The sequence below is a fragment of the Streptococcus sp. Marseille-Q7156 genome (assembly GCF_965119495.1).
On the sequence record NZ_CBCPLU010000001.1, the window covers coordinates 1,704,671 to 1,716,999 of the forward strand.

Genomic DNA, 12,329 nt, shown 5'->3' on the forward strand with positions numbered 1-12,329 from the left:
TTATCTAGCAAAATTCCGTATATAACAAAAAACGAGGTCAGGATTTTCGTCCCGACCTCTTACCTGGTTAGCTAATAACTAGCTACTATGAATATTAACGTAGGGTAAAACATCCACTGAATGTGCCTGCGTTTCTAATTTCTAGGAGTTGGGCTGATACAGTCTCCCATACTTACTTACGGTCTTTATTTTTAGCGTAAGGGTAAAAATGTTCACTGAACATACCAGCTCTTTTTTATTTCAAAGAGCTGGGCTAAAAACGTCCACTGGACGTTCCAACTCTTCCAATTTCTAGGAGTTGGGGTGATACAGTCTCCCAGACTGTATCACTCCTCCATAAAACTATTGAAGACTTCTTCAATCATGTTCCATTCGTCTTCTGAGTCTTCTGGGATTGGTTGCAATTCGCCTTCTGTTCCATCTTCGTTTTCGATGAATGAGTAAGCTTGGATTTCAACTTGTCCGTCTTCGTCTTCTTCTGCGTTAACTGGTACTAGAAGAACATAGTTTTTACCAAATTCTTCTTTTCCGTCAATGGTCAAAAGGATTTCAAACAAGGTTTCATTTCCTTGCTCATCTACTAGTGTGATTAGTTCACGTTCTTCGTGGTCGTGGTTATGATCGTGTGACATAGCCTCTCCTTTATATTAAAATTTTCTATCTAAATAATTTTGTAAAATCAGCTGAGCTGCTAACTTATCAATGACTTTCTTACGCTTATTGCGACTGATATCTGCTTGTTCAATCAACATGCGCTCAGCAGCCACTGTTGTCAAGCGTTCATCTTGATAGTCTACTGGTAAACCAAAAAGCTCTTCTAGCTTTGCTCCGTATGCTTGACTAGCTTCCACGCGCGGTCCGCTTGTATTGTTCATGTTTTTAGGCAAGCCCACTACAAATCGTTCCACCTTATAAGTATCAACCAACTCCTTAACGCGGTCAAAACCAAATTGGCCTTGCTCCTCATTGATTTGGATGATTTCAAGCCCTTGAGCTGTAAAACCGAGCGGATCGCTAATAGCCACCCCTACCGTTTTTGAACCGACGTCCAATCCCATAATTCTCATAGGTTATAGATCGACTCCTTGTCCTTTAAGGTAGTAGCGGACCAATTCCTCAACGATTTCATCACGCTCATACTTACGGATTTGATTTCGTGCATTATTATAACGAGGAACGTAGGCAGGGTCTCCACTCAATACGTAGCCTACGATTTGGTTAATTGGGTTGTAGCCCTTATCGTTCAACGAAGCATAGACATCAGTCAAAGTTTCGCTAATTTCTTTTTTATTGGAATCGTCCAATTTAAAACGTACTGTTTCTTCAGTAAATCCCATTCTAACACCCTCTTTCCTTAGAATAGTACCATTATAGCATAATTCCTTACGTTCTACAATTCAGGCAGTCTATTTATTTGGATTTTCTATTGTTCTGTCGCACCATTTGCCAATCTGTCTGAAATATATTTGCTTGGTTCATTTTTCAAAAGATTTTCCAAGCCAATGTTCTTCAAATATTCTAACTGAGAAGCCTTCTTGACATCCAAAACTTGAAAATCAAAACTAGTCGTTGTTTGAAGTTCTGTTGCACTCAATAGTTTAGTTTCAAGCTTAAATCCTGCTAATTTACGAGCTTCTATGATAGCCTCATCCTTCTCCTCCGCCTCGAGAAGAGCTTTTTGAGTTTCTTCCACTCCATGTTGGTCGATATAAGTCTTCAACTCATCAGAAACTGGACGCTTTTGTTGAATGGTTAGGTTCAAAAAAGTCTTGTCCTTGTATGTAATGGTTTGGGTTTGCTGGCTACCATCATCTGACTTAGGCAAGACCAAAGTCTTGGTGACAACTGTATTCTTCTCAGCATTTTCAATAACTGGCAATGCCGACTGAAGCGTATCTTTTTCTGTTTTTGTAGCTGGTCCAGTTTCTTTTTTCTGTCCACAACCAACTAGGACAAAAAGGAAAGCTAGACTAACAAGAACTATTTTTTTCATTTCTTTCTTCTTTCTTTTTGAAATTAAAATAAGACTGGGAGTTGCTCCCAGCCTTGATGTTTATAGAGCTGCACGCAAACGTGCTTCTGCATTTTCTACATTACGGACAGAGCGTGGTAGGAAGGCACGAATATCATCTTCCTTATAGCCAACTTGTAGGCGTTTTTCATCCACAAGAATTGGGCTCTTTAAAATTCTCGGTGTTTCCATAATCAGATTGAGGACTTCATTGACACTCAAATCTTCAATATCCACTCCAAGGGCTTTGGCATAGCGATTTTTAGATGAAACGATGCTGGCTATTCCGTTATCTGTTTTGGTTAGAATATCCAGTAATTCTTCTCTCGTAATTCCTTCTTTACCAAGATTTTGTTCTTTATAACTTAACTGGTGGGCATTGAGCCAGGTTTTTGCTTTTTTACAGCTAGTACAACTTGAGACTGTATAAATTTTAATCATGTACCTACCCCTTTCGCTACATGTTACTATCAGTTTAGTCTATTATACCATAAAAAACATCCGACTTGCGACCTATTTTTAAATTTTTTTGACTTTTTTCGTCATTTTCGTACTTTTTTCTTGACAAAATGAAATTTACAGCCATTCTTGATATTTCTTGATATAGATTTTTTTCACAATTGTCACGCTAATCATATACAAAATAATGATGAAAAGTAAAAAGATGAAATAAATCGGTTTTAAAGGAGTTAGATGAAGTAGGATTGCAAGTGGACTGTAGGGAAGGAAGGTCACAAAGGCTGCAGCCAATAAGGTTGTCACAAGGACTAGCCAAGCTGGACGACTTTGTAAAAAGGGAATTTTGGCTGAACGCAGCATATGGATAACCATGGTCTGTGACCACATGGACTCGATAAACCAACCTGTCTGAAACAAGACAATAAATCCTACGGCAGACTCCGCTCCATGGACATAGGCTTGACCTGTCGTCATGGGTACAATGATAAAATAAAGCAAACTGAAGGTCAAAATATCAAAGGCCGAAGAGATAGGCCCCATCCAAACCATGAAGCGTGTGATGGACTTAGCTTCCCAGGTATGCGGATTTCTCAAAAAATCTTTATCCACCTTGTCAAAAGGCAAGGCAATACAAGACAAATCATAGACTAGATTTAGGATAATCAAATGGACTGGTGCCATTGGTAAAAATGGTAAAAAGATTCCAGAGACCAATAGGGATAAGATATTTCCAAAATTAGAACTCACTGTCATTTTGATATATTTAGTCATATTGGCATAGACCTTACGCCCTTCAACAAGTCCTTTTTCCAGCACCATGAGATCCTTATCAAGTAGGATAACATCAGCTGTTTCTTTGGCAATATCTACTGCTGTATCAACAGAAATCCCCACATCTGCAACTTTCATAGAAGGAGCGTCATTGATTCCATCCCCCATATAGCCTACAGCATGACCATTAGCCTTAAATTGCAAAATAATCCTTGCTTTTTGGTCAGGAGAAAGTTTGGCAAAGACTGTTACCTCCTCCACGGCTTGAGCCAATTCTTGATTACTCATCTGATCAATTTCAGATCCCAACAGCATCTGATTGATATCCAAACCAACCTTTTCACAGACTGCTTGGGTAACTTTTTCGTTGTCTCCCGTCAAAATCTTTGTTTGAACCCCATGTTCTAACAGAGCCTTAATTGCTGGTGCTGCAGATGGTTTAGGAGGATCTAGGAAGGCTAAATAACCAGTTAGAATCATATCCCCTTCATCATCAACTGTATAGGCATGGCCTTCCCTCAAACCTGACTTATAGGCCACTCCCAAGACACGCAAACCTTGTTGATTTAGTTGTCGAACTTCTGCTAAAATTTCTTCTCTAATAGCATCTGTCAATGAAGTAATCACTCCATGGTATTCCGCATGACTGGAAATCGCCAACATTTCCTCTAGGGCACCCTTGGTTACCAAACTAACAACTTCGTGTTCATCCTTAACGATAACACTCATCCGTCTACGTTCAAAATCAAAGGGAAGCTCATCTATTTTTTGAAAAGTTTGAGCCAGGTTTTGCAAGAGGGTGTGTTCTTTGGCTTCCTTTTCAGTCCGTTTGATGATAGCTCTGTCCATCAAATTTTTCAAGCCCGTTTGAAAATAAGAATTGAGATAAGCTCGTCTCAAGACGGTCAAATCCAAGCGTCCGTGGATGTCCAAGGGATATTCAAGGACAATTTCGTCTTGGGTTAGAGTTCCTGTCTTATCTGTACACAAAATATCAATCGCCCCTAAGTCCTGTATGGCATTGAGTTTCTTGATAACCACTTTTTCCTTGGCCATAATGATGGAGCCTTTTGCTAGACTGGCCGTGATAATCATAGGAAGCATCTCAGGTGTCAATCCAACACCAACACTCAAAGCAAATACGCCAGCTTCTAACCAATCTCCATCTGTTAAACCATTGGACAAGAAAACGATGGGCACCATGACCAGCATCAAACGAATTAAGAGCCACGAAATACTATTCATCTCCCGTTCAAACGAAGTAGGCTCATCATAGGTGTTCAAAGTCTGCTCAATGGCCCCCATCATGGTATCATCACCAACTGCTAAAACCACGGCCTTGGCACTACCAGACAAGACATTGGTTCCCATAAAGGCGAGCGCTTCTGCTTCTAGCAGACTATCAGATTGTTGAACTGTTGCCTTGGTCAAGGCCAATTTTTCAACCGATTCACTTTCACCTGTCAAGCCCGACTGTTGTACAAAGAAATCGCGCGACTCAAATAAAAGAAGATCTGCTGGAATCATGTCTCCAGCGCTTAATTTAACCACGTCACCCACTACCAAGTCATCGATAGGTACTTCTTGGATTTCTCCTTGACGAATGACAGTCGCTGTGTTGACAATCATTTTTGATAGATTGGTCGCAGCCTTATCACTACGGAGTTCTTGGACAAAGCGTATGCCACCAGAAATGAGGACTAGGACAACGATGATAATGGAAGTTGTCGGATCCTCTTGACCTGGTTTTGCCAACCAGACATTGGTCACCAAGGAAATCACGGCGATGACCAGTAAGATGATCGTAAAAGGATTGATAATGGATTCGTAAATCTTTTTGAGGATACTGTCTTCTTGACCCTTTGTGATGGTATTTTCGCCATATAGGTCACGATTTTTCTCCACCTGCTCCTCAGTCAAGCCTGTTAGACTTGTCTTATAAAAAGATAGAGTTTCGTTTAAAGATGTATGAATAGCTGTTGCTAATCTTTCTTTTGTAGTTTTCATTGGTTTCTCCTATCTGTATGAATGATGTGTTTCATACACAGAGACCAATCACTTTATAAGGGCAGAACGACACAAATCAGCGATTGGCTGTGTATGTGCGGTTCCGGATGATCGTCAATTTGCATCGTCTATCTCCTTTCTTTGATTTAAACAGTAGAAAATCCCACCATAAAATGGCAGGATTAAAAAACTAATTATCTGTTTTTCGTTCAAGCTTTAACTCCATAGGGCAATGTAATGAGCTTAGTCTTGGCCTTCGCGACCAGGACTGTTGACCAACGAGTAGTGTCTCCACTGCTTTGCGGTAGTCATCCGTATCCCTATGGTAGCCTCACCTACCGTTTTCGTCTTTCAGTATAAACCTTTAAAATTTAAAAGTCAATCATTTGAGTTGTTTAACTCTTAAATAACTATCAACTCTTTTGGAGCTAAGGTCAACAATTCACAACCTGTCTCTGTAATCAGGATATCATCCTCGATACGAACGCCATATTTGCCTTCGATATAGATACCTGGTTCATCGGTCAAGGCCATACCCGCCTTAATAGTTTCTGTAGAAGTCTGGCTAAAGTAAGGTTCTTCATGGATGTCCAGTCCAATACCGTGACCAATACCGTGTGTAAAGTAGTCGCCATAGCCTGCTTCGATGATAATATCACGAGGAATTTTATCAAAGTCTCGGAAACCTAATCCTGCCTTAGCCTGGTCAATCAAGGCTTGGTTGGCTTTCAAAACCGTATTGTAAATCTCTGCTTGCTCGTCGCTAACATGCCCTAGATAGATAGTCCGTGTCATATCACTGACATAGTGGTCATAAAGGCAACCGAAGTCCATTGTAATGGCTTCTCCTAGCTCCACTGGTTTGTGCATAGGATGGGCATGGGGTTTGGAAGAGTTGATACCGCTAGCTAGAATGGTGTCAAAAGACAAGCCAGATGCTCCCAACTCACGCATGCGGAAGTCAAGGAAGTTGGCAATCTCAATTTCAGTCTTTCCTGGTTTGATAAAGTCAAGTGCATCGCGGAAAGCTTGGTCTGAGATAGAACAAGCCTTGCGAATAGCTGCAATCTCCGCTTCATCCTTAATCATTCGAAGACCTTCAACAAACTGAGTCTGTGGAAGCAAGTCAATTCCTTCAAAGGTTGCCTGCATACGGTGGTAATAAGAGACTGAAATCTCATCTTCAAAACCGATACGAGACAAGCCCATGTCCTTGACAATGCCTGCAATGACAGCCAATTCATCACGGTCAGCCACAATCTCAAAGCCACTGGTTTCTTGCTTGGCTGCAATGATATAGCGAGAGTCTGTCACCAAGACCTGACGGTCACGGCTGATGAAGACTGTTCCGTTCGAACCCCAAAAACCAGTCAAATAATAGACGTTTTTAAGGTTATTGATGATGATGCCATCTAGTTCTTTTTCTTGCATTTTAGTTAGAAATGCTTGTACACGTTTATTCATGATGTAACTTTCCTTTCAAATACTGTCCTGTGTAGCTGGCTTCGTTGGCCGCTACTTCTTCTGGAGTTCCTGTTGCGATGATGGTTCCACCGCCGACACCGCCCTCAGGTCCCAAGTCAATAATATGGTCTGCCGTCTTGATAACATCCAGATTGTGCTCAATGACAAGAACTGTATTGCCATCATCGACAAAGCGAGCTAAAACCTTAAGCAAGCGAGCGATATCCTCGGTATGAAGCCCTGTCGTCGGCTCGTCCAGAATGTAGAAAGATTTTCCTGTCGATCGTTTGTGGAGTTCACTAGCCAGCTTCATACGCTGGGCTTCTCCCCCAGAAAGGGTGGTAGCTGGTTGCCCTAGCGTTACATATCCCAGTCCCACATCCTTGATGGTCTGGAGTTTGCGTTGAATTTTCGGAATGTGTTGGAAGAATTCCACCGCATCGTTGACAGTCATATCCAAGACCTGCGAGATATTTTTTTCCTTGTAATGGACTTCTAGGGTTTCACTGTTGTAACGGGTCCCGTGGCAAACTTCACAAGCCACATAAACATCTGGCAAGAAGTGCATCTCAATCTTGATAATCCCGTCACCTGAGCAGGCTTCACAGCGACCTCCCTTAACATTGAAACTAAAACGTCCCTTTTTGTAACCACGAATCTTAGCCTCATTTGTCTGGGCAAAAAGGTCACGTATATCGTCAAAAACTCCTGTATAGGTAGCCGGGTTAGACCTTGGCGTTCGTCCAATCGGGCTCTGGTCAATATCAATCAAACGATCAACATGCTCAATCCCTGTAATCGTCTTGAATTTACCAGGCTTGTCTGAATTACGGTTGAGCTTCTGGGCAATAGCTTTTTTGAGAATGCTATTGATTAGGGTCGATTTACCTGAACCTGATACACCTGTCACTGCGATGAATTTTCCTAGTGGAAAGCGAGCTGTGACATTTTGCAGGTTGTTCTCACGCGCTCCCGCCACCTCGATAAAACGACCATTACCGACACGACGCTCTTCTGGTACTGGAATGGCACGTTTGCCTGACAAGTACTGACCTGTGATAGACTTGCTATTGCGAGCAACCTGCTTGGGCGTACCCGCAGCAACAATCTCCCCACCAAAAACACCTGCACCAGGACCAACGTCAATCAGATAATCCGCCTCGCGCATGGTATCTTCGTCGTGTTCCACCACGATAAGAGTATTACCCAAATCACGCATCTTTTTCAGACTGGCAATCAGACGGTCATTGTCCCTCTGGTGAAGACCGATTGACGGCTCATCCAAAATATAGAGGACACCTGATAGGTTAGAACCAATCTGAGTTGCCAAGCGAATACGCTGACTTTCTCCACCTGAAAGGGTTCCTGCCGAACGTGACAGGGTTAGATAGTTAAGACCCACGTTATTAAGGAAGGTCAAACGATCCTTGATTTCCTTGAGAATAGGTCGAGCAATGATGGCTTCATTTTCAGACAAGGTTAACTGGCTCACCAAGTCCAAGTGGTCAGCGATAGACAGATCTGAAATTTCTCCGATATGTGGTCCTTGCTCACCACCAACACGGACAGACAAAGCCTGGTCATTGAGGCGATAACCATGACAAGTTCCGCAGGTCAGCTCATTCATGTAGAGGCGCATCTGGGTGCGAGTGTAGTCACTATTAGTTTCATGGTAGCGACGTTTGATATTATTGACAACTCCTTCAAACGGAATGTCAATATCGCGCACACCACCAAATTCATTCTCATAGTGGAAATGGAATTCCTTGCCATCCGATCCATAGAGAATCAAGTTCTTATCTTCTTCTGACAAGTCCTCAAAAGGCTTATCCATATCCACTCCAAAGGCTGTCATAGCCTGCTCTAACATATTTGGATAGTAGTTAGATGAGATAGGATTCCAAGGTGCTAGCACCCCCTCACGTAGCGTTCTGCTGGCATCTGGTACTACCAAATCAGTATCCACCTCCAGCTTGATGCCCAAGCCATCACACTCACTACAAGAACCAAAAGGAGCATTGAAGGAGAAGAGACGTGGCTCTAACTCTGGAACAGTAAATCCACAAACTGGGCAGGCATAATGCTCAGAGAAGAGCAACTCAGAGTCGTCCATGGTGTCGATAATGACATAACCTTCTGCGATACGAAGGGCAGCCTCAATGGAATCAAAGAGACGACTACGAATGCCCTCCTTGATAACAATACGGTCAACCACGACATCGATATTGTGTTGCTTGCTCTTAGACAACTCTGGCACTTCGGTCACATCATAGACTTCCCCATCTACACGTACACGAACATACCCATCTTTCTGAACCTTCTCGATAACACTCTTATGTTGGCCTTTTTTCTTGCGGATGACAGGGGCCAAGATCTGCAAGCGCTGGCGTTCAGGTAACTCCAAAACCTTATCCACGATTTGCTCCACAGAAGAAGCCTTGATAGCCCCATGCCCGTTGATACAGTAAGGCGTCCCCACACGCGCGTAGAGGAGACGCAGATAGTCATTGATTTCAGTCGTGGTTCCCACCGTCGAGCGAGGGTTTTTGCTAGTCGTTTTCTGGTCGATGGAAATAGCTGGGCTGAGGCTATCAATGGCATCCACATCAGGCTTCTCCATATTTCCCAAGAATTGACGAGCATAGGCTGACAAACTCTCTACATAGCGACGTTGCCCCTCCGCATAGAGGGTATCAAAGGCCAGACTGGATTTCCCTGAACCTGACAAGCCTGTCACGACAACCAGCTTGTCTCGCGGAATCTCCACATCAATATTTTTTAAATTATGGGCACGCGCCCCATGAATGACAATTTTATCTTGCATCTTTGTTCTTTCTAGTCCATTATTGCTTACCATTATACCAAAAAAAGTGAGATTCTATTACCCAAAAGGCTGATTTTGTAGTATAATAAAAAACTTCTTATTTTATGTTTCCTTAGGGCTTCCTAACCCTTATATCACGCGCTTTTGAACAAAAAATACTAATATTACTTTTTACTACTTGCTCCCCCAAAGTACGCAAAAAGGGGAGCAAAAAAGCCCCACAAAAGGGCTAAGATTTGACGAGTTCAGCAGGCAAGAAACTAGCACGGTCAAACGTGCTTTTTTGTTTTCTGATGAAATATGTACATACTTTTCCATACTTTAGTTTCTGATTGCTGATAGATATATTATACCATGAAGCGCGTGTTTTATAAAATTATGACCTCACAAAAGCCCCCAGTTTGCTCTCTAAGGGCTTGTAGTTTATCCGTGGTGTTTTTAGTTGTCCAGTACGAAACGAAGCAAAATAGGGGGCGAATATGAAGCCTCAGCCTACATTTGCCAACATTCATGCTTCTAACTCTTGTAGTAAGGTTAAATCTAACCCATCAAGGTCAACATCTATTTCAAAATCTATATCTATATCCATGTTTAAATCTATCTCCATATCCTCTAATTGGATATGCTCCAAATCAATCAAAAAATCTTCAATCATTTCATCCCCCCTCACTTAAATCTCAACATTTCTCAACAAAACACCACAAACGCCTACTTATATGCTTCTAGCTCTCCGTTCTGGTGGATTCTCGCAAAGTTTAAGACGGCTATCTGTTTATATCGGTGGTAGCTAGTGGAGCTAGTTCCTGCCATCTCTACGCATTCACTCATTGTTTTCTTTCTCATATAGCAATAATGGATAATAAAGTATTTTCTGGCTCGTTTGTTCTCTATACTGTTGATGTCTTGGGCGAATATCTCCAATCCCTCACGGGTTGCTTTTTCATGCTCACCGCTCAAATTCCACTGATCAGGTAAGATAAGTTCCCAATCCTCTTCATCTATCGTAACTTGGTTTTCACTTCCTGCCATCCTCTGGAATCGTAGAAAGTAAGTCATCCGCTTTCTGACGTTCATCATCGTTTTAAACTTATCCAGCTCCATTAGTTCGCTCCTTCATGATATAATATTATTGAGATTATAGCTGAGGCGGAGCGCCTTGGCTTTTTTTGCTGTTTCTCTATGTTCGCTCTAGCTTCAAATGCTTTCCCGTGAGAAAAAATGTACAATGACGGATGAAGCTCATAGAGGCGCGTGGGGAGAGAGATAATCCCCGTATCTCCTTATGGTTTGATAAGCAATTAAGGGATGTTTTTATCTCTCTTATTTCCTTGTCATTCTGCAAGGAGTAGATCCGAAATAAGAGGGCTAAAAACTCCGCTTAGCTGCTTGTCATTTCTCAGGGAGTTAAGGAGAGTTATTATTGCTCTTATCTACTTGATAAATGATAGGGGGATATAGCCACTTTCTCGGTGTTCGCTCGGAGTTCAAGTACATGTACCCTTGTATTTTAAGTATATCTTTTTTGCCACAATCTCACCTTTTCTAACCCTCGGAAAACCTCGTCATCTTACCAAAACCTTACCATTCCTCTGGTTCGCTAAACATACTTTCAGGAAAACCACAAACTGAAATCAAATACTGACAAGCGTTATAATCTACCCAAAGCGCTCCATCTTCTGAGTGGTGGAAATACTTATCTGGTAGCGTTCCAAGGTATGCACCCATTTTATAAATAGATACCCCACCTTTTTGGCTTGGTAACAGTCCAGTATATCCTCTGCGTAGTCCATGATTCAAAGCGTTGCTATTGCCATATTTTGGTTTTCTGTTGCCCCTGTTGCCTTTTGCTACTTGGTTGCCCGGCAAAAATCTCCCTCGGCTATCACGTTCCATATTGCACCTTTCTACGGTGTTCGTTTGGTAGAATTGTTCCATTACTACAAATTATCTAAGGCCTCCTAAACTACTTGGTTAATGGGTAGCTTTAGAGGTGAAAAAATCAAGCTAACTTCCTGATAGCACTACATTCCCTAATACCTTTAAACATTTCAAAAAGGGAATTTTTCGTACAGAAGAGGGCAGCGTTCTTATATCCGAACGATACATACCCCCGTCTAAAAATAAAGGGGGTATCTCTGCCTCCTGTCTCGTATTCATACCTGTTTAATATCTTATAATTGACTGTTGTAACTATAACGCTAAACAATATTCATAGCATTTTTTCTAACCATGATCTTTATTTAGATTTGTTTGGAAATGTTCCAAAACACTACTTCAGATTGCTCAATCCATTCAGCCAAAAACTATCTCCCTTTCTGGTATAGTAAACAAACTTTTGATAATGCTTATAATACTTGTCACGTTTCATATACTTTGGTCTTTCAGGAAAACCATCGAACATATATCCGCCACGTTTGGGACTCCAACCTGGTTCCACCTTTCTAGCTTCCCTCAGTGCTCTCTCCCAGTAGTATTGGCAATCTGTCTTACTTCGGTTTAGTGTTGACCTGTGTATTTTCTGGCATGATCCACAAACATATAGCAAAAGTCTCTTATAGAGTTTTCTGCATCGATTACCACAAATAGGACAAAGAAAGAAGTAGCGATTACCTCCCTTGGTTCCTGGTATACTTGCTAAATCAAAATGATTGTTTCCAAAGGTGATATACAGATTATCTAGGTCTATCTCTAGTTTTCTACCGTCCGACTCAGCTATACCATAACTTATATTCTTGTTTTTCATCGGCTTTATAAATGTCTCTATGGTTATTGATTTTATAACTTCCATTCGTT

The 12,329-nt window shown here is 41.7% G+C and carries 12 protein-coding genes and 1 riboswitch; all 12 genes read right to left on the reverse strand.

All coding sequences use genetic code 11. The annotated features are described in order from the left end of the window. Window positions 1–326: 326 nt before the first annotated feature. The 12 genes from ACWPV5_RS07890 to ACWPV5_RS07945 all read right to left on the reverse strand — a co-directional run bounded on the left by ACWPV5_RS07890 (window position 327) and on the right by ACWPV5_RS07945 (window position 12,315). Window positions 327–632 (reverse strand): DUF1292 domain-containing protein, encoded by a 306-nt coding sequence (locus tag ACWPV5_RS07890; protein ID WP_000017620.1) that lies wholly within the window; start codon window positions 630–632, stop codon window positions 327–329. A 15-nt stretch (window positions 633–647) separates the two neighbouring features. Further along, entirely contained in the window at window positions 648–1,067 is a 420-nt protein-coding gene (ruvX, locus tag ACWPV5_RS07895; protein ID WP_004239076.1) for a Holliday junction resolvase RuvX, read from the reverse strand. A 3-nt stretch (window positions 1,068–1,070) separates the two neighbouring features. Then, on the reverse strand, window positions 1,071–1,337 hold the full coding sequence (locus ACWPV5_RS07900; protein WP_000507059.1) for an IreB family regulatory phosphoprotein: 267 nt from the start codon (window positions 1,335–1,337) through the stop codon (window positions 1,071–1,073). Window positions 1,338–1,423: 86 nt separating this feature from the next. Further along, window positions 1,424–1,993, reverse strand: a complete 570-nt coding sequence (locus ACWPV5_RS07905; protein ID WP_261035706.1) for an SP0191 family lipoprotein — start codon at window positions 1,991–1,993, stop codon at window positions 1,424–1,426. 60 nt (window positions 1,994–2,053) lie between these two features. After that, window positions 2,054–2,452, reverse strand: a complete 399-nt coding sequence (gene spx / locus ACWPV5_RS07910; RefSeq protein WP_000591165.1) for a transcriptional regulator Spx — start codon at window positions 2,450–2,452, stop codon at window positions 2,054–2,056. A gap of 135 nt (window positions 2,453–2,587) precedes the next feature. Next, window positions 2,588–5,248, reverse strand: coding sequence for a magnesium-translocating P-type ATPase (mgtA, locus tag ACWPV5_RS07915; RefSeq protein ID WP_454383269.1), 2,661 nt, complete (start codon window positions 5,246–5,248; stop codon window positions 2,588–2,590). 194 nt (window positions 5,249–5,442) lie between these two features. Next, window positions 5,443–5,593: riboswitch (M-box (ykoK) riboswitch) on the reverse strand. Between the two features lie 57 nt (window positions 5,594–5,650). Continuing rightward, window positions 5,651–6,712, reverse strand: a complete 1,062-nt coding sequence (locus ACWPV5_RS07920; protein WP_084954304.1) for a M24 family metallopeptidase — start codon at window positions 6,710–6,712, stop codon at window positions 5,651–5,653. Further along, on the reverse strand, window positions 6,705–9,536 hold the full coding sequence (gene uvrA, locus ACWPV5_RS07925) for an excinuclease ABC subunit UvrA (RefSeq protein ID WP_454383272.1): 2,832 nt from the start codon (window positions 9,534–9,536) through the stop codon (window positions 6,705–6,707). Before uvrA ends, ACWPV5_RS07920 begins: the two co-directional genes overlap by 8 nt. 508 nt (window positions 9,537–10,044) lie before the next feature. After that, window positions 10,045–10,191, reverse strand: a complete 147-nt coding sequence (locus ACWPV5_RS07930; RefSeq protein WP_261070800.1) for a hypothetical protein — start codon at window positions 10,189–10,191, stop codon at window positions 10,045–10,047. A 53-nt stretch (window positions 10,192–10,244) separates the two neighbouring features. Then, on the reverse strand, window positions 10,245–10,637 hold the full coding sequence (locus tag ACWPV5_RS07935; RefSeq protein WP_219967116.1) for a transcriptional regulator: 393 nt from the start codon (window positions 10,635–10,637) through the stop codon (window positions 10,245–10,247). A 477-nt stretch (window positions 10,638–11,114) separates the two neighbouring features. Continuing rightward, window positions 11,115–11,429: a hypothetical protein gene (locus ACWPV5_RS07940; protein WP_045616698.1), complete on the reverse strand. Its 315-nt coding sequence runs from the start codon at window positions 11,427–11,429 to the stop codon at window positions 11,115–11,117. A gap of 376 nt (window positions 11,430–11,805) precedes the next feature. Then, window positions 11,806–12,315, reverse strand: coding sequence for a hypothetical protein (locus ACWPV5_RS07945; protein WP_261070803.1), 510 nt, complete (start codon window positions 12,313–12,315; stop codon window positions 11,806–11,808). Between the last annotated feature and the right edge of the window lie 14 nt (window positions 12,316–12,329).